Raw genomic sequence first — 16,735 nt, 5'->3', positions numbered from 1 at the left:
GGCCGGTGCGGTTCAGCCGATCACCTTGGTGGCGGTCGCATCGAGCTTGGGCGGGTTCTCGAAGGTGTGGAAGGGCGCCGGCGACGGCACTTCCCACTCGAGGCCTTCAGCCGCTTCCCAGGGCTTCTGCGCTGCCTTCTCGCCCTTGCCGAGCATGGTCGGCAGCACGATGAAGAAGAAGAAGTAGACCTGGGCCAGACCGAAGGCGAACGCACCCACCGAAGCCACCGCGTTGAAGTCGGCGAACTGCATCGGGTAGTCGGCATAGCGGCGCGGCATGCCCGCGAGGCCGAGGAAGTGCATCGGGAAGAAGGTGACGTTGAACGAGATCAGCGACCACCAGAAGTGGATCTTGCCGCGCGTTTCGTTGTACATCACGCCGGTCCACTTGGGCGCCCAGTAGTAGTAGCCCGCGAACATGGCATAGAGCGAGCCGGCCACCAGCACGTAGTGGAAGTGGGCCACCACGTAGTAGGTGTCCTGCAGCTGGATGTCGATCGGGGCGATGGCCAGGATGAGGCCGGTGAAGCCGCCCATCGTGAACACGAAGATGAAGCCCACCGCGAACAGCATCGGGGTCTCGAAGGTCATCGAGCCCTGCCACATGGTGGCGATCCAGTTGAAGATCTTCACGGCCGTGGGCACCGCGATCAGCATGGTCGCGTACATGAAGAACAGCTGGCCCGTGACCGGCATGCCGGTCGTGAACATGTGGTGCGCCCAGACGATGAACGACAGGATCGCGATCGACGAGGTGGCGTACACCATCGAGGCGTAGCCGAACAGCCGCTTGCGCGAGAACGCCGGCACGATCTGGCTGATGATGCCGAAGGCCGGCAAGATCATGATGTAGACCTCGGGGTGGCCGAAGAACCAGAAGATGTGCTGGTACATCACCGGGTCGCCGCCGCCGGCGGGGTTGAAGAAGCTGGTGCCGAAGTGGCGGTCGGTCAGCGTCATGGTGATGGCGCCTGCGAGCACGGGCATCACGGCGATCAGCAGGTAGGCGGTGATGAGCCAGGTCCAGCAGAACATCGGCATCTTCATGAGCGTCATGCCGGGGGCGCGCATGTTCAGGATGGTGACGATGATGTTGATCGAGCCCATGATCGACGAAGCGCCCATGATGTGCATCGCGAAGATGCCGGCGTCCATCGAGGGGCCCATCTGCAGCGTGAGCGGCGCGTAGAGCGTCCAGCCCGCGGCGGGCGCGCCGCCGGGCATGAAGAACGAGCCCACGAGCATCAGCGCGGCGGGGATCAGCAGCCAGAAGCTGAAGTTGTTCATGCGCGCGAATGCCATGTCGGATGCGCCGATCTGCAGCGGGATCATCCAGTTCGCGAAGCCGACGAAGGCGGGCATGATGGCGCCGAACACCATGATCAGGCCGTGCATGGTGGTGAACTGGTTGAACAGCTCGGGGTTCACCAGCTGCAGGCCGGGCTGGAACAACTCGGCGCGGATCAGGAGCGCAAGCACGCCGCCCACCATCAGCATGGTGAAGCTGAACAGCAGGTAGAGCGTGCCGATGTCCTTGTGGTTGGTGGCGAACACCCAGCGGCGCCAGCCGGTGGGCGCTGCGTGGTGCTCGTCGTGTGCGTGGCCGTCGTGGGCGTGACCGTGGGGGTCGAGGACTGCACTCATTTCGTTGTTCCTTGCAATTTCTTCGTCGCGGGGCGCTTGGACGCGGTCACTTGCCGCGCAGGGCCAGAACTTCGGCCGGCTGCACCAGCTGGCCCGTCTTGTTCGACCAGCTGTTCTTGGTGTAGGTGGCAACGGCCGCGAGGTCGGTGTCGCTCAGCTGCTTCCAGGAGGGCATCGCGCCATTGTTCTGGCCGTTGAGCAGCACCGTGAGCTGCACCTTGTGGTCGGTGTCGAGCACCTTGGGGCTGGCGTCCAGCGGCTTGATCGGGCCGGCGCCCTTGCCGTTGGCCTGGTGGCAGGCCGCGCAGTTGGCGGCATAGACCTTCTCGCCGCGCGCCAACATGTCGGGCAGGGTCCAGACCTTGCTCGGATCGTCGAGCTTGGCCGCGGCTTCCTTGCGCTTGCCATCGACCCAGGCCGTGTAGTCGGCGGCCGAGACCACCTTCACGTGGATCGGCATGTAGGCGTGTTCCTTGCCGCAGAGTTCCTGGCACTGGCCGTAGTAGTCGCCCACGGTCTCGGCGCGGAACCAGGTATCGCGCACGAAGCCGGGAACCGCATCCTGCTTGATGCCCAGCTGGGGCACGGCAAACGCGTGGATCACGTCGTTGGCGGTGGTGATGATGCGCACCTTCTTCTGGACCGGCACCACCATCGGGTTGTCGACCTTGAAGAGGTAGTCGTCGGGCATGGCGCCCTTGGCACCGGCGTCGGACATGGCGCGCTGCGAGCTGTCGAGCGTGGAGATGAAGGCCAGGCCCTCGCCTTCGCCGTTCAGGTAGTCGTAGCCCCACTTCCACTGGTAGCCGGTGGTCTTGATGGTGAGGTCGGCGTTGGTGGTGTCCTTCTGGGCCACCAGCACCTTGGTGGCGGGCAGCGCCATCACGATCACGATGATGAAGGGCACGATGGTCCAGATGACCTCGACCACCACCGATTCATGGAAGTTGGCCGCCTTGTGGCCGACCGACTTGCGGTGCTTCCATATCGAATAGAACATGACCGCGAACACGGCAACGAAGATGACCGTGCACAGGATCATCATCACCGTGTGCAGGAAATGCTGTTCCTGCGCAATCTTGGTGACGCCCAGCGGAAGGTTCAGCTGGCGCACCGAGGGGCCGCCGGGCAGATCGTTGACTGCGTGCGCCGCGCCGCTGAAAGCCGCGCCGGCCGCCAGCAACAGATTCGCCGGCCTGTACTTATTGCGCCAAATGCTCTTCATCGTGTTCACGTTTCTTCAATTTTTTTCAACAAACCCAACCGTGCAGCGCCGCGCGAGCCCTCAGGCGCCACGCAACGCCATGCGAATCTCGCGCGCCAATGCGGCTCGCAACTCCGGGCGTACATAGCGCCCCACCCTGACCGATCGACCCTGACCCGAGACCTCGATCAGCGAACGATCGCTGGCCTGCGGTTCGATCCGCACCTGGTGCGGCAGAAATTCCGTGCGCTCGTAGTCGCCACCGTTCTCGAGTTCCACCACCAGCCGGCCGCCCTGCAGCGCAATCCGTTCTCCATCGGTTGCGTGCCGTGCGTACAGCATGAACGCGAAACCCACCGCGGCCAGTTCGAGCCAGGCAAAAGGCAGAACCAGCGGCGCACCGAGCATCCAGAAGACCGCGCCGATACCGAGCGATACCACGCACAGCGAGGCGTAGAGCCAGCCCAGCTGGCTCGGCGTCACCGAGCAATTGCGCTTCAGGAACCAGTGGATGTTCTGGCCTGAAACGGTGGCAAAACGAAACACGGAATTCGACACGGGCGAGTTCAGCAAATCGGTGCGTCGACGCTGCCAGACCCCTTGTCTCCACAGGATCGGACAGACCTCGTTCGCGGAACACTACCCGCGAGTTTCACGCAACGGCGGATTGTAGCGGGTAGACACAGGCGCCCGGTCGCGGATGCGGGAGCGGGCCGGGCGCGCCGCTCAGGCGCCGGGCCGACCGCGCTGCAGCATCGAGCGCATCTCGCGCAGCGACACCGCGCTCTCGGCCGAAAGCGCCACGCGCGGCGCGGGCTTGAAGGCATGGCCGTAGATGACCTCGAAGGTCAGCGCGATGCGCCCGCCGCCCTCCTGCGCCGGCGCCAGTTCGGGCAATGCGTGCTTGAGCGCCTGGTGCCATGCCTTGCCCCGAAGCGCCGGGAAGCGCGCGGGATGCAGGTTGCGCCCGAGCGTGCGCAGCTCGGCCAGTGCCGCTTCGGGCGTGGCCCAGGTGAGCACGATGCGTTCCATGTCCATCACCGGCTCGGCGAAGCCGGCATGCACCAGCATGTCGCCCCAGTCGTGCATGTCGGTGTATTCGTGGCCCGCGGCCGGCCAGCCAAGCCGGGCATGCAGCGCCCGCAGCTCGCGCACCGTGTCGGGGCCCAGGCACGAGAACATCAGGAAGCCGTCGGTCGCCACCAGCCGGTGCCAGCGCGCGATGAGCGCCTCGGGGTCGGCCGCCATGTGCAGCGACATGTTGGCCCAGAGCAGGTCCACGCCGTCTTCGGGCGGTGCGTCGAAGCGCAGCTTGCTGCCCTGCCAGCGTCGCGCGCTCCACCAGGGCGCGGCCAGCGCCTCGCCGGCCGCGGCGGCCAGGTTCGCTTCGGGTTCGATCACGAAGCAGGCGGCTTCGCGGTAGCGCCGGGCCACCAGCTCGTGCGCCTCGAGGCCGCCGCGCAGCGGCGCCCAGTCGGCCCAGGTGCGTGGCTGCGCCTTGATCCATTGCAGCCGGTCTTCCATGCGGCGGCCGATTTCCTCGTGCAGCCAGGGTGAGCCGTCGGCGGGCGCGAGCCGGCTCCAGCGCGCGGCCGCCGTGGGATCGATGGTCGGCGGTCTTCTTGCGGGGTCGGTGGCCATGGGGCCGTGAGTATATTGAGCCCATGTTCAGCCGTTGGGCCGACCGGCCTTTGACCTCTCTGCTCGCACGGCTGCCCAGCCAGTGCGAGGTGTGCCGCGCATGGCCCTCGCGCCGCATCTGCGATGGCTGCGTGGCGCGCTTCGCGCCGCCGGCCGCGCGCTGCGGCAGCTGCGCCCTGCCGGTGCCCGAGGGCGTGGCGCGGTGCAGCGAATGCATGCGCGATCCGCCGCCGCTCGATGCCTGCTTTGCAGCCTGCGCCTATGCGTGGCCCTGGCCCGATTGCATCGCTCAATTCAAGTTCCACGGCGAGGCCGGCTGGGCCGGGCCGCTCGCCACGCTGATGCGCAGCGTGCCGTGGGTGGAGCCGGCGCTGGAGCAATGCGACCGGGTGCTGCCCATGCCGATGGCGCCGGCCCGGCTGCGCGAGCGCGGCTTCAACCAGGCGCTCGAACTGGCGCGCCGGCTCGCGCCCGCCAAGACCGACGCGGCGCTGCTGCTGCGTACCCGCGAGACGCCGGCGCAGAGCGGCCTCGCGCGCGCCGAGCGCCTTGGCAACCTGCGCGGCGCCTTCGCGGTGGAGCCCTTGCGCGCCCACGAGCTGCAAGGCCGGCGCGTGGTGCTGGTCGACGACGTGATGACCAGCGGCGCCTCGCTGTTCGCGGCCGCCGCGGCGCTGCGGCTGGCGGGCGCGGCGCACGTTACGGCCCTGGTGTTCGCGCGCACCGATCCGCCGCATTGAGCACCGCGACAATCGGCGCATGTTCCATATCGTCCTGGTCCAGCCCGAAATCCCGCCGAACACGGGCAACGTGATCCGCCTTGCCGCCAACACCGGCTGCACGCTCCACCTGGTCGAGCCGCTGGGTTTCTCGATGGACGACCGCCTGCTGCGCCGCGCCGGGCTCGACTATCACGAATACGCCGAAGTGAAGCGCCACGCCGGCTGGCAGGCGCTGCTCGAGGCCGAGCGGCCGGCCGCCGAGCGCATGTTCGCGCTCACCACGCGCGGCACGCGGGCCGTGCACGACGTGCGCTTCCAGCCGGGCGACTGGCTGGTGTTCGGCTCGGAGACCAGCGGCCTGCCGCCCGCTGTACGCGAGGGCTTTGCCGAACCGCAGCGCCTGCGGCTGCCGATGCGCGAAGGACAGCGCAGCCTGAATCTCTCGAATGCCGTGGCGGTGACCGTCTTCGAAGCCTGGCGCCAGAACGGCTTCGGCTGAGCAAAGACCTCAGCGGTAGCGGCGCACCACCGATTCGGCCACGCAGGCCGGCTTGGCCGCGCCTTCGAGCTCGATCGTGGCTTCCCAGGTCATCTGGATGCCGTCGTCGGCGATCGGCTCCGCCGTGAGCAGCTTCATGCGCGCGCGCAGCCGCTTGCCCACCGGCACCGGCGACATGAAGCGCACCCGGTTCAGCCCGTAGTTCACGCCCATGCGCGACTCGACCACATCGAGCGCCGCCTCGAAGAAGCGCGGCAGCAGCGACAGCGTGAGGAAGCCATGGGCGATCGGCCCGCCGAAGGGCCCGGCCTTGGCGCGCTCGACGTCGACATGGATCCACTGGTGGTCGCCCGTGGCCTCGGCGAACTGGTTCACCTGCGCTTGCGTGATGGTGATCCAGTCGCTCACGGCAACTTCCTGGCCGACGCAGGCCGCAAGATCCTGAAGCGTCTGGAATGTCTTTTTGGTCATGCGGGGCATTCTGGCGCGAAGGCCGGCGGCGCGGCTGTCGGCCTTGCGACAGCCGCGATCCTCAGCCTTCGAGCCAGTCGCAGATCGGCTGCCACTGCGCCAGGTCGCGCTGCACCCGGCCCGGCGCGATGTCGAACAGCGTGAGCCCGCGCGCCGCGAGCTGCACGTAGTTCTGGGTGTCGCGCAGCTCGCCCAGTACCGGCACGCCAAGGCTGGCGATGAACTCGTGCAGCCGGTCGGCCGCCAGGGTGCGGGCGTTCACGCGCATGCCCACGAGGCTGATCTTCGTCTTTTCGGCGCGGCGCTGCTCCTTCAGCCGGTCGAGGAAGTCGCGCGTGGCGTAGATGTCGAAGATGCTCGGCTGCAGCGGCACGATCACCCGGTCGGCCAGCGCCAGCACCTCCTTGAAGCGCCAGCCGTGCAGGCCTGCGGGGGTGTCGAGCACCGCATGCGTGGTGCCGCGCGGCGGCCGCACCACGGCGCTGTCGCCGGTGGCTTCCCAGGTGGCGATGGCCCGCGCCTGCGGCGGGCGCAGGCCCAGCCAGAGGCGCGAGGACTGCTGGCGGTCCACGTCGCCCAGCATCACCGCATGGCCGCGGCTCGCAAAGTAGCCCGCAATGTTGGTTGCGAGCGTCGATTTGCCCACGCCACCCTTGGGATTGGCGACCAGAACCACCGGCATAGCATCTCCTCCAGAGCTGGAAACCTCCGCATCGTAGCGACACGGGATGCGTTCGGCCCCGGCAAGCGCCAAACCTGCGCTATGTTCGCGGCATGACGACAACAACATCGGCCGCCGGCGACACCGGCGGCATCTACGTGCTCGCGGCCCATCCGCACTGGCGCGACTCGCGCGTGAACCGGCGCATGCTGGCCGCCGCGCGCGGCGTGCCGGGGGTCGATGTCAACGACATCTACGGCAGCTACCCGGACTTCTCGATCGACGTCGAGGCCGAACACGCCCGGCTCGCCAGGGCCCGCCTGGTGGTGCTGCTGCACCCGATCCAGTGGTATTCGATGCCGGCGCTGCAAAAACTCTGGCTCGACGACGTGCTCAGCTACGGATGGGCCTACGGCCCCGGCGGCACGGCCCTGCAGGGCAAGGACTGCTGGCTGGTCGCCACCACGGGAAGCCCCGAGGCGAGCTACCACCCCCAGAGCTACCACCGCTATTTCTTCGACGCCTTCCTGCCGCCCTACGAGCAGACCGCGGCGCTGTGCGGCATGCGCTTCCTGCCGCCGCTGGTCTTGCACGGCGCGCGCAGCGCCGCGGAGGACGAGGTGGCGGCACACGTCGAGGTGTTCGCCCAGCGGCTCGGCAGCTACCCGCAATGGCCCGAGCTCGAGGAGCTCGACGCCTGCGTGGCCTGCCCGGTGCCCGAAACCGACCGCCCGGCCGAAGCCGATGGCCTGGACGAGGCGGCGTCCGCCGCCAACGATGAACAGAACAACGAAAAAGGCATGGCCTGAGCATGGAACACGCACCCGCCTGGCTGACCAACAGCCTGATCTACCTGGGCGCCGCCGTGCTGGTGGTGCCGCTGTCCAAGGCGCTGGGCCTGGGCTCCATCATCGGCTACCTCGTGGCCGGCATCGCGATCGGCCCGTGGGGGCTCGGGCTCGTCTCCAGCGTGGAGGACGTGCTGCATTTCGCCGAGTTCGGCGTGGTGCTGATGCTGTTCCTCGTGGGCCTGGAGCTCGAACCCAAGCGCCTGTGGAACCTGCGCCGGCCGATCTTCGGCTGGGGCACCGCGCAGGTGCTGAGCTGCGCCGCGGTGCTGTTTGCCGTCGGCTTTGCCGCGGGCGTGGCGTGGCGGGTGGCGCTGGTGGCGGCGCTCGGCCTGGCGCTGTCTTCCACCGCCATCGCGCTGCAGGTGCTGGGCGAACGCAACCTGCTGAAGACCCCGAGCGGCCAGGCGGGCTTCTCGATCCTGCTGTTCCAGGACGTGGCAGCCATTCCGATCCTCGCGCTGCTGCCGCTCTTGGCCGGCGCCACGGCGGCCGAGCAGTCGCTCAGCGGGCTGGACCGCACGCTCGAGGGCCTGAAGATCGTCGGCGTGATCGCCGGCATCATCCTCGGCGGCCGGCTGGCCCTGCGTCCGCTGCTGCGCTGGATCGCGCGCAGCAACACGCCCGAGATCTTCACCGCCGCGGCGCTGCTCCTGGTGGTGGCCATCGCCGCGCTGATGCAGTTCGTGGGCCTGTCGATGGCGCTGGGCGCCTTCCTTGCCGGCGTGCTGCTGGCCGAGAGCGAATACCGGCGCGAGCTCGAGACCGACATCGAGCCCTTCAAGGGCCTGCTGCTGGGCCTGTTCTTCATTGCCGTGGGCATGTCGATCAACTTCGGCGTGCTGATCGCGAGCCCCGGGCTGATGGCGCTGCTGGTGGTCGGCTTCATGGCCATCAAGCTGGCCGTGATCTACGCGCTGGCCAAGGCCATGGGCCTGGCCTACCAGGAGCGGCCGGTGTTCACGCTGCTGCTGGCGCAAGGCGGCGAGTTCGCGTTCGTGGTGTTCCAGGCCGCGGGGCCCGACGTGCTGCCGCCCGAGACCACCTCGCTCCTGATCGGCGCGGTGGCGCTGTCGATGCTGCTGTCGCCGCTCCTGCTGGTGCTGCTCGACAAGTTCGTGCTGCCGCGCTACAGCCGCAGCAACGGCACGCAGCTGGAAGAAATTTCAGAGCAGCAGGACGCCAAGGTGCTGATCTGCGGCTTCGGGCGCTACGGCCAGATCGTGGGCCGCATGCTGATATCGCAGGGCCTGCGCGTGACGGTGCTCGACCACGACGCCGACACCGTGGAGGGCCTGCGCCAGTTCGGCTTTCGCGTGTTCTACGGCGACGCGACGCGGCTGGACCTGCTGCGCACCGCGGGCGCCGGCACGGCCAAGGCCATCGTGGTGGCGGTGGACGACATCGAGCAGTCGCTGGAGATCGTCGATCTCGTGAAGGAGCACTTTCCGAAGGCCCGCATCATCGCGCGGGCGCGCAACGTGAACCACCTGTTCCAGCTGCGCGACCGCGGCGTGACGGACGTGGAGCGCGAAGTGTTCGAGTCGTCGCTGCGCAGCGCGCGCACCGCGCTCGAGGCGCTGGGCTGGCCGGCGCACGAGGCGCGCGAATCGGCCATGCGCTTTCGCCGCCGGAACCTCAAGCTCGGCGACGAGATGTACCCGCACTACAAGGACCGCGCCCAGCTGATCGCGGCCAGCAAGGCCGGCCGCCAGCAGTTCGAGGAACAGATGGCGCGCGAACGCGAGGAACGGCAGCGCCGCTCGGGCCTCGACTGGGACCTGATCGAGGAAAAGGAAGAGGCGGACGCGTAGCCCGCGCCGGGCCCCGCCTACTGGCGCTCAGCCCTCCAGCTTCAGCAGCCTGACCGCATTGCCCTTCAGGATGCCCGGCATCACCTCGGGCTTGAAGCCGGCGGTCTCGAAGTCCTTCATCCAACGGTCGGGCGTGATCAGCGGATAGTCGCTGCCGAACAGGATGCGGTCCTTCAGCAGCGTGTTGGCGTACTGCACCAGCTGCTTCGGAAAGTACTTGGGGCTCCAGCCCGAAAGGTCGATCCAGACGTTCGGCTTGTGCGTGGCCACGCTCAGCGCCTCGTCCTGCCAGGGAAAGCTGGGGTGCGCCATCACGATCTGCATGTCGGGAAAGTCGATGGCCACGTCGTCCAGGTGCATCGGGTTGCTGTACTCCAGCCTGAGGCCCCCGCCGCAGCGCATGCCCGAGCCGATGCCGCTGTGGCCGGTGTGGAAGATGGCCGGCAGCTTGTGCTCGGCAATCACCTCGTACAGCGGCCAGGCCATCTTGTCGTAGGGGTGGAAGGCCTGCACCGTCGGGTGGAACTTGAAGCCCTTCACGCCGTGCTCTTCAATCAGGCGCCGCGCCTCGCGCGCGCCCATCTTGCCCTTGTGCGGATCGATGCTCGCGAAGGCGATCATCATGTCGCTGTTCTTCTGCGCGGCTTCGGCGATTTCCTCGTTCGGGATGCGGCGGCGGCCCATGTTCGATTCGGCATCGACCATGAACATCACCAGCCCGATCCTGCGTTCGCGGTAGTAGGCCACGCTCTCGGCAATGGTGGGCCGGCCGCTGGAGCCGAAGTACTTGTCGGCGGCGCGGTCGTATTCCTCGCCGTAGTTGTCGAAGGGGTTCCAGCAGCTCACTTCGGCGTGGGTGTGGATGTCGATGGCGATCAGGTTCTGGTGGTCCATGTCGTTGTCTCCAGTACGGGTAAGTCCCTAGGGATCGGGGGTCTCAAGTGCCTTGAATTGATTATTTATCATAACCATAATCCAACTCACACACGAATGCAATCATGACCAATCCCGACCTCCAACTCGACATCCGCGACGACGTGGCCATCGTCCGCCTGACGCGCGGCGCCAAGCGCAACGCGCTCTCGGACAGCCTGATCCTCGCGCTGCGCAATACCTTCGAGACGCTGCCTTCCACGGTGCGCGCCGCGGTGCTCGACGGCGAAGGCCCGCACTTCTGCGCCGGCCTCGACCTGAGCGAGCTGAAGGAGCGCGACGCCGGCCAGGGCATGCAGCACTCGCGGCTGTGGCACGGCGCGCTCGACCTGATCCAGCACGGCCCGGTGCCGGTGATCGCGGCGTTGCACGGCGCGGTGGTGGGCGGCGGCCTCGAGCTGGCGAGCGCCTGCCACATCCGCGTGGCCGACCGCAGCACCTTCTACGCGCTGCCCGAAGGCTCGCGCGGCATCTTCGTGGGCGGCGGCGGCTCGGTGCGCATTCCCAAGCTGATCGGCGTGGCGCGCATGACCGACATGATGATGACCGGCCGCGTCTACAACGCCGAGGACGGCGAGCGCGCCAACTTCGCGCAGTACCTGGTCGACGAGGGCGCGGCCTTCGACAAGGCCTTCGAACTCGCCAAGCGCGTGGCCACCAATGCGCCGCTGACCAACTACGCGCTGATGCATGCGCTGCCGCGCATTGCCGAGCAGTCGGCCGACCACGGCTTCTTCACCGAGGCGCTGATGTCCGGCATCGTGCAGAACGCGCCCGAGGCCAAGGCGCGCGTGCGCGATTTCCTCGAAGGCCGCGGCGCCAAGGTGAGCAAGGAATGACCACCATCCGATACCGTCCGCTGGCCTTCGGCGTCACGCGCGCCGTGCTGCGCCAAGGTGCGCCGGGCACCCAGTACCTGCGGGCCGAAACCCAGCTCGCGCCCTACCGCGACCGCATGACCGACCGCCTCGCGCACTGGGCCGAGCAGGCGCCCGAGCGCACCTTCATCGCCCGCCGCGAACGGCTGGCCGATGGCAGCACCGGCGACTGGCAGCGCGTGAGCTACGCCGAGGCGCTGCACAAGGCGCGCGGCATCGGCCAGGCGCTGCTCGATCGCGGCCTGAGCGCGGAGCGCCCGGTCGCGATCCTGAGCGAGAACGGTATCGAACATGCGCTGATGGCGCTCGGCTGCCTCTACGCGGGCGTGCCGTACTGCCCGGTGTCGCCGCCCTACTCTGTGGTGAGCCAGGACTTCGAGAAGCTGCGCCACGTGCTGGACACGCTCACGCCGGGCCTGGTGTTCGCGGCCGATGCCGCGCGCTTCGGCCGCGCCATTGCCGCCACCGTGCCTGCCGGGACCGAAGTGGTGATCGCTGAAGGCGCGCTCGAAGGCCGCGACGCCACCTCGTTCGATGCGCTGGCCGCCACGCCGGCCACGCCCGCCATCGATGCCGCGATGCGCGCCACCGGCCCCGACACCATCACCAAGTTCCTCTTCACCTCGGGCTCCACCAAGATGCCCAAGGCGGTGATCAACACGCACCGCATGTGGTGCGCCAACCAGCAGCAGCTGCGCCAGTCGATTCCCGCCCTGGGCGAGGAGCCGCCGGTGCTGGTCGACTGGCTGCCCTGGAACCACACCTTCGGCGGCAACCACAACGTGGGCATCGTGCTGGACAACGGCGGCACGCTCTACATCGACGACGGCAAGCCCACGCCCGCCGGCATGGCCGAGACGCTGCGCAACCTGCGCGAGATCGCGCCCACCATCTACTTCAACGTGCCGACCGGCTTCGAGGCCATTGCGCACGCCATGGAAACCGATGCGGTGCTGCGCCGCAACCTGCTGTCGCGCGTGAAGATGTTCTTCTACTCGGGCGCCGCGCTCTCGCAGCCCGTGTGGGACAGCCTGCACAAGACGCAGGAGTCCGAAGTCGGCGAGCGCATCGTGATGGGCACGGGCCTGGGCATGACCGAATCGGGGCCGTTCGCGCTCTACGTCACGGGGCCCGAGGTCAAGTCGGGCGACGTGGGCCTGCCCGCGGCCGGCATCGAGCTCAAGCTGATCGAGGTCGACGGCAAGACCGAGGTGCGCTACCGCGGCCCCAACATCACGCCCGGCTACTGGCGCGCGCCCGAGGCCACGGCCGAGGCCTTCGACGACGAGGGCTTCTTCTCGACCGGCGACGCGGTGAAGTGGATCGACGAGTCGAACATCCACCGCGGGCTGCGCTTCGACGGCCGCATTGCCGAAGACTTCAAGCTCGCCACCGGCACCTTCGTGAGCGTGGGTCCGCTGCGCGCCAAGATCATCGCGGCCGGCGCGCCCTACGTGCAGGACGCGGTGCTGACCGGCATCAACCTGAAGGAAGTCGGCGCGCTGGTCTTTCCGACGCAGAAGGTGCGGGAACTGGCCGGCCTGTCCGAAGGCGCATCGATGCAGCAGGTGCTCGAAAGCGCGCCGGTGCAGGCGCACTTCCAGCAGGTGGCCAATGCGCTGGCGGCCATGGGCACCGGCAGCGCCAACCGCATCGCGCGGCTGCACCTGATGGCCGAGCCGCCTTCCATCGACAAGGGCGAAGTGACCGACAAGGGCTCCATCAACCAGCGCGCCGTGCTCAAGCACCGCGCCGAGCTCGTCGAGGCGCTGCATGCCGACACCCTGCCCTTCACCCTGAAGCCCCGCTGAACCACCACCCGAGGAGACACACACCATGAAGATCGAAGGACAAGCCGCACTCGTGACCGGCGGCGCATCGGGCCTGGGCGAAGCCACCGCGCGCGAACTCGCGCGCCTGGGCGCCAAGGTGGCGGTGCTCGACCGCAATGCAGAGCTCGCCGCCAAGGTGGCCGCAGAGATCAGCGGCGTCGCGTGCGTCTGCGACATCACCGACACCGAGAGCGTCAATGCCGCGCTCGACAAGGCCGCGGCCGCACACGGCCCCGCGCGCATCCTGATGAACGTGGCCGGCATCGGCAGCGCCAAGCGCATCGTCGGCAAGGACGGCAACCCCGCGCCGCTCGAAGACTTCGTGCGCGTGGTCAACATCAACCTGGTCGGCGGCTACAACATGGCGCGCCTCTTTGCTGCACGCTGCGCCAAGCTTGACGCGCTCGACAACGGCGAGAAGGGCGTGATGCTCTTCACCGCCTCCGTCGCGGCCTTCGATGGCCAGGTAGGCCAGCAGGCCTACAGCGCCTCCAAGGGCGGCCTCGTGGGCATGACGCTGCCGATGGCGCGCGACCTCGCGCAGCACGCGATCCGCGTCTGCACCGTGGCGCCGGGCCTCTTTGCCACGCCGCTTTTGATGGAACTGCCCGAAGCCGTGCAGCAATCGCTGGCCGCGTCGATCCCGTTTCCGCCGCGCCTGGGCAAGCCTTCGGAATTTGCCGAGCTGGCCTGCCACATCGTGACCAATGGCCACCTCAACGGCGAAGTCATTCGCCTCGACGGCGCCCTGCGCATGGCGCCGCGCTGATTTTCAGCCCCAGCAAACAGAGAGAGCCCCGCAAGGCAAGGAGACAACACCATGACCAACAGACGCCAATTCGTGCAGGCACTCGGCGGCGCAGCCGCGCTCGGCGCCCTGCATCCGCTTGCCGCACTCGCCCAGGCCGTGCAGCAGGCCAAGATCTACTACGGCTTTCCGGCCGGCAGCGCGGGCGACAGCGTGGCGCGCCGGGTGGCCGAGAAGCTGGGCGACACGCCCTATTCGAAGATCAACGCGGTGGTCGAGAACAAGCCCGGCGCGGGCGGGCGCATTGCGCTCGACACGCTCAAGGGCTCGCCGGCCGACGGCTCGGTGCTGTGCCTCGCGCAGGCCTCGGCGCTTTCGACCTACCCGCACATCTACACCAAGCTGAGCTACAGCCTTGCCGATTTCGCGCCGGTGTCCATCGGCGCCGTGATGACGCACGGCCTGGCCGTCGGCCCGATGGTGCCGGCCAGCGTGAAGACGCTGAAGGACTACATCGCCTGGGCCAAGGCCAACCCCGGCCAGGCCAGCTACGGCTCGCCGGGCGCGGGCTCCACGCCGCACTTCCTGGGCGCGCTGCTGGGCCTGAACACCGGCACCGACCTGCGCCACGTTCCCTACCGCGGCTCGCTGCCGGCCATCAACGATGTGGTGGGCGGGCAGATCGCCTCGAGCATGACGCCTGTCGGCGACTACCTGCCCTTCGCCAAGGCCGGCAAGCTGCGCGTGCTCGCCACCTCGGGCGCGCAGCGCGCGGCCTACCTGCCCGACGTGCCCACCTTCACCGAACAGGGCTTTCCGGAGATCGTGGCCGACGAATGGTTCGGCTTCTTCGCGCCGGCCAAGACGCCCGCCGCCGTCATTGCCACCGCGAGCACGGCGATCCAGGCCGCGCTCAAGGACAAGGCCGTGGCCGAGGGCCTGCTGTCGGTCGGCCTGGTGGCCCACGGTTCCTCGCCCGAGGACATGAAGAAATCGCTCCAGTCCGAATACGAGCGCTGGGGTCCGCTGGTCAAGAAGATCGGCTTCACCGCCGAGTCCTGACGCACCCATGGATTACCGCCCCCGCCCCGAAGACAGCCGCTTCATCCTGAACGCGGTGCTCGACGCACCTTCGAAGCTGCGCGCCCTCGCGCCCTTCGCCGAGGTCGACGAAGCGCTGCAGCAGCAGGTGCTCGAGGAAGCGGCGCGCTTCGTGGCCGAGGCAGTGGCGCCCATCAACCGCGGCGGCGACGAGACCGGCTGCCGCTTCGCCAACGGCGAGGTCGCCACGCCGCCCGGCTTCCGCGCGGCCTACCAGGCCTTCGTCGATGGCGGCTGGCCCGGCTTGTCGGCCGCGCCTGAAGACGGCGGCCAGGGACTGCCGACCGTGCTCGAGGCCATCCTCTACGAATGGCTGAGCGCGGCGAACCATGGCCTCACGATGGCACCGGGCCTGCTGCACGGCGCCTATGCCTGCCTCAAGCACCACGGCAGCGACGAACTGAAGGCGCTCTACCTCTCGAAGATCGCCACCGGCGAATGGCTCGCCACCATGTGCCTGACCGAAGCCCATGCGGGCAGCGACCTGGGCCAGGTGCGCACGCGCGCCACGGCGCAGGCCGACGGCAGCCTGCGCGTGAACGGCGGCAAGATCTTCATCTCGGGCGGCGAGCACGACCTCACGCCCAACATCGTGCACCTGGTGCTGTGCCGCATGCATGGATCGGAAGTACAGGCGCCCGCCGGCCCCAAGGGCCTGTCGCTGGTGCTCGTGCCCAAGCTGCTGCCGGACGGCACGCGCAATGCGGTGCACTGCGAGCGCATCGAGGAGAAGATGGGCCTGCACGGCAGCCCCACCTGCACGATGCGCTTCGACGACGCCACCGGCTGGCTGGTCGGCGAGCCGGGCCGCGGCCTGGCCGCGATGTTCGTGATGATGAATGCGGCGCGCCTGCATGTGGCGCTGCAGGGCATCGGCCTGCTCGACGCCGCCTGGCAGAAGGCCGACGCCTATGCGGCCGAGCGCCGCCAGATGCGCGCGCCCGGCGCCGTGCCCGCCAGCCGCGGCAGCGAGGCCGCGGACCTGATCGCCGAGCATCCCGCGATCCGCCGCATCCTCGACACCCAGCGCGCCTGGATCGACGGCGCGCGCACGCTCGCCTACCGCAGCGCGCTGATGCTCGACGTGGCCGCGCACGATGCCGATGCCAAGGCGCGCGAACGCGCGCAGCGCTGGTGCTCGCTGGTCACGCCCGTGCTCAAGGCCGCGTGCACGCAGCAGGCCTTCCATGGCGCGAGCGAATGCCTGCAGGTGTTCGGCGGCCACGGCTACGTGCGCGAATGGGGCATCGAGCAGATCGTGCGCGACGCGCGCGTGACCATGATCTACGAGGGCACCAACGAGATCCAGGCCATCGACCTGCTGGTGCGCAAGGTGCTGCCCGACGGCGGCGCCGCCATGTCGGCCGTGCTGCTCGAACTGCGCGACACGCTCGACGCCTCGCGCGACGCCGATGCCGACGTGCAGCGCCGGCTCGCGCAGCTGCGCTACCTGGGCACCACCATCGCGATGGCCGCGCAGGCCAACCCCGTGCTGCCCTACGAAGTGGCCGACGATTACCTGCGCGCCGTGATGCTCGCGATGCTGGCCTGGGCCTGGGCGCGCATCGATGCGGCCGAGGCGCCGGAGGCCGAGCGCGCCGCCAGGGCCGGCCCGGCGGCCGCGCTGCGGCGCTGGGTGCTGCCCGAATTCGACATGCGGCTGGCCATCGTCAAGCGCGCCTGCGAAGGTGTCGCCATGACGCACCACGCCGCAAAAACCCCGGCCGCCGCGCGCTGAC

Annotated in this window: 16 protein-coding genes; 9 read left to right on the top strand and 7 right to left on the bottom strand. The window is 68.6% G+C overall.

Annotation, left to right across the window (positions count from 1 at the left end):
* Window positions 1–12: 12 nt before the first annotated feature.
* From ctaD to VPA02S_RS21320, 4 genes are all read right to left on the bottom strand, one after another.
* Window positions 13–1,644 carry a cytochrome c oxidase subunit I gene (ctaD, locus tag VPA02S_RS21335; RefSeq protein WP_015867161.1) on the bottom strand — a complete coding sequence of 544 codons (1,632 nt, stop codon included), beginning with the start codon at window positions 1,642–1,644 and terminating at the stop codon, window positions 13–15.
* 46 nt (window positions 1,645–1,690) lie between these two features.
* Complete coding sequence (gene coxB, locus VPA02S_RS21330) at window positions 1,691–2,869, bottom strand: cytochrome c oxidase subunit II (RefSeq protein ID WP_015867162.1); 1,179 nt, start codon at window positions 2,867–2,869, stop codon at window positions 1,691–1,693.
* A gap of 60 nt (window positions 2,870–2,929) precedes the next feature.
* The gene (locus tag VPA02S_RS21325) at window positions 2,930–3,406 is read right to left on the bottom strand and encodes a DUF2244 domain-containing protein (protein WP_015867163.1); all 477 of its coding nucleotides are present in this window, start codon (window positions 3,404–3,406) and stop codon (window positions 2,930–2,932) included.
* 168 nt (window positions 3,407–3,574) lie between these two features.
* Window positions 3,575–4,489, bottom strand: a complete 915-nt coding sequence (locus VPA02S_RS21320; protein ID WP_018906707.1) for a class I SAM-dependent methyltransferase — start codon at window positions 4,487–4,489, stop codon at window positions 3,575–3,577.
* Between the two features lie 23 nt (window positions 4,490–4,512).
* Here VPA02S_RS21320 and VPA02S_RS21315 point away from each other — a divergent pair, with 23 nt between their 5' ends.
* Window positions 4,513–5,229 carry a ComF family protein gene (locus tag VPA02S_RS21315; RefSeq protein ID WP_062365517.1) on the top strand — a complete coding sequence of 239 codons (717 nt, stop codon included), beginning with the start codon at window positions 4,513–4,515 and terminating at the stop codon, window positions 5,227–5,229.
* Between the two features lie 19 nt (window positions 5,230–5,248).
* Window positions 5,249–5,710, top strand: coding sequence for a tRNA (uridine(34)/cytosine(34)/5-carboxymethylaminomethyluridine(34)-2'-O)-methyltransferase TrmL (trmL, locus tag VPA02S_RS21310; RefSeq protein ID WP_015867166.1), 462 nt, complete (start codon window positions 5,249–5,251; stop codon window positions 5,708–5,710).
* A 9-nt stretch (window positions 5,711–5,719) separates the two neighbouring features.
* On the opposite strand, the gene VPA02S_RS21305 is transcribed toward trmL, so the two are convergent.
* Window positions 5,720–6,190, bottom strand: a complete 471-nt coding sequence (locus VPA02S_RS21305; RefSeq protein ID WP_062365516.1) for a MaoC family dehydratase — start codon at window positions 6,188–6,190, stop codon at window positions 5,720–5,722.
* 52 nt (window positions 6,191–6,242) lie between these two features.
* Window positions 6,243–6,863, bottom strand: coding sequence for a nucleotide-binding protein (locus tag VPA02S_RS21300; RefSeq protein WP_062365515.1), 621 nt, complete (start codon window positions 6,861–6,863; stop codon window positions 6,243–6,245).
* Between the two features lie 92 nt (window positions 6,864–6,955).
* Here VPA02S_RS21300 and kefF point away from each other — a divergent pair, with 92 nt between their 5' ends.
* Window positions 6,956–7,651 carry a glutathione-regulated potassium-efflux system oxidoreductase KefF gene (gene kefF, locus VPA02S_RS21295; RefSeq protein ID WP_062365514.1) on the top strand — a complete coding sequence of 232 codons (696 nt, stop codon included), beginning with the start codon at window positions 6,956–6,958 and terminating at the stop codon, window positions 7,649–7,651.
* A 2-nt stretch (window positions 7,652–7,653) separates the two neighbouring features.
* The gene (kefC, locus tag VPA02S_RS21290; RefSeq protein ID WP_018906702.1) at window positions 7,654–9,504 is read left to right on the top strand and encodes a glutathione-regulated potassium-efflux system protein KefC; all 1,851 of its coding nucleotides are present in this window, start codon (window positions 7,654–7,656) and stop codon (window positions 9,502–9,504) included.
* A 27-nt stretch (window positions 9,505–9,531) separates the two neighbouring features.
* Here the strand turns inward: kefC and VPA02S_RS21285 are convergent, their stop codons facing one another.
* Window positions 9,532–10,398 (bottom strand): amidohydrolase family protein, encoded by an 867-nt coding sequence (locus VPA02S_RS21285; RefSeq protein ID WP_062365513.1) that lies wholly within the window; start codon window positions 10,396–10,398, stop codon window positions 9,532–9,534.
* 104 nt (window positions 10,399–10,502) lie between these two features.
* On the opposite strand from VPA02S_RS21285, the gene VPA02S_RS21280 reads away from it, so the two are divergent.
* The 5 genes from VPA02S_RS21280 to VPA02S_RS21260 are packed head-to-tail and all read left to right on the top strand — an operon-like array spanning window position 10,503 to window position 16,734.
* Window positions 10,503–11,276 carry a crotonase/enoyl-CoA hydratase family protein gene (locus VPA02S_RS21280; RefSeq protein WP_018906701.1) on the top strand — a complete coding sequence of 258 codons (774 nt, stop codon included), beginning with the start codon at window positions 10,503–10,505 and terminating at the stop codon, window positions 11,274–11,276.
* Window positions 11,273–13,126 carry a feruloyl-CoA synthase gene (locus VPA02S_RS21275; protein ID WP_018906700.1) on the top strand — a complete coding sequence of 618 codons (1,854 nt, stop codon included), beginning with the start codon at window positions 11,273–11,275 and terminating at the stop codon, window positions 13,124–13,126. Before VPA02S_RS21280 ends, VPA02S_RS21275 begins: the two co-directional genes overlap by 4 nt.
* A 25-nt stretch (window positions 13,127–13,151) precedes the next feature.
* A complete protein-coding gene (locus tag VPA02S_RS21270; RefSeq protein ID WP_018906699.1) occupies window positions 13,152–13,916 on the top strand; it encodes an SDR family NAD(P)-dependent oxidoreductase in 765 nt (254 codons plus the stop codon).
* A gap of 51 nt (window positions 13,917–13,967) precedes the next feature.
* Complete coding sequence (locus VPA02S_RS21265; RefSeq protein WP_018906698.1) at window positions 13,968–14,957, top strand: Bug family tripartite tricarboxylate transporter substrate binding protein; 990 nt, start codon at window positions 13,968–13,970, stop codon at window positions 14,955–14,957.
* Window positions 14,958–14,964: 7 nt separating this feature from the next.
* Complete coding sequence (locus VPA02S_RS21260; protein ID WP_062365512.1) at window positions 14,965–16,734, top strand: acyl-CoA dehydrogenase family protein; 1,770 nt, start codon at window positions 14,965–14,967, stop codon at window positions 16,732–16,734.
* Window position 16,735 lies beyond the last annotated feature (1 nt).

It is taken from the genome of Variovorax paradoxus NBRC 15149 (assembly GCF_001591365.1).
Lineage (GTDB): Bacteria > Pseudomonadota > Gammaproteobacteria > Burkholderiales > Burkholderiaceae_C > Variovorax > Variovorax paradoxus.
The sequence above is the reverse complement of the archived record's forward strand: the minus strand, read 5'-3'. Positions and strand labels throughout refer to the sequence as shown.

Coding starts and splice junctions, on each gene's coding strand:
- VPA02S_RS21300 (WP_062365515.1), bottom strand. CDS start 6,863: ATGCCGGTGGTTCTGGTCGCCAATCCCAAGGGTGGCGTGGGCAAATCG.
- VPA02S_RS21270 (WP_018906699.1), top strand. CDS start 13,152: ATGAAGATCGAAGGACAAGCCGCACTCGTGACCGGCGGCGCATCGGGC.
- ctaD (WP_015867161.1), bottom strand. CDS start 1,644: ATGAGTGCAGTCCTCGACCCCCACGGTCACGCCCACGACGGCCACGCA.
- VPA02S_RS21280 (WP_018906701.1), top strand. CDS start 10,503: ATGACCAATCCCGACCTCCAACTCGACATCCGCGACGACGTGGCCATC.
- VPA02S_RS21285 (WP_062365513.1), bottom strand. CDS start 10,398: ATGGACCACCAGAACCTGATCGCCATCGACATCCACACCCACGCCGAA.
- kefF (WP_062365514.1), top strand. CDS start 6,956: ATGACGACAACAACATCGGCCGCCGGCGACACCGGCGGCATCTACGTG.
- VPA02S_RS21305 (WP_062365516.1), bottom strand. CDS start 6,190: ATGCCCCGCATGACCAAAAAGACATTCCAGACGCTTCAGGATCTTGCG.
- VPA02S_RS21320 (WP_018906707.1), bottom strand. CDS start 4,489: ATGGCCACCGACCCCGCAAGAAGACCGCCGACCATCGATCCCACGGCG.
- VPA02S_RS21260 (WP_062365512.1), top strand. CDS start 14,965: ATGGATTACCGCCCCCGCCCCGAAGACAGCCGCTTCATCCTGAACGCG.
- VPA02S_RS21265 (WP_018906698.1), top strand. CDS start 13,968: ATGACCAACAGACGCCAATTCGTGCAGGCACTCGGCGGCGCAGCCGCG.
- coxB (WP_015867162.1), bottom strand. CDS start 2,869: ATGAAGAGCATTTGGCGCAATAAGTACAGGCCGGCGAATCTGTTGCTG.
- VPA02S_RS21275 (WP_018906700.1), top strand. CDS start 11,273: ATGACCACCATCCGATACCGTCCGCTGGCCTTCGGCGTCACGCGCGCC.
- trmL (WP_015867166.1), top strand. CDS start 5,249: ATGTTCCATATCGTCCTGGTCCAGCCCGAAATCCCGCCGAACACGGGC.
- VPA02S_RS21315 (WP_062365517.1), top strand. CDS start 4,513: ATGTTCAGCCGTTGGGCCGACCGGCCTTTGACCTCTCTGCTCGCACGG.
- kefC (WP_018906702.1), top strand. CDS start 7,654: ATGGAACACGCACCCGCCTGGCTGACCAACAGCCTGATCTACCTGGGC.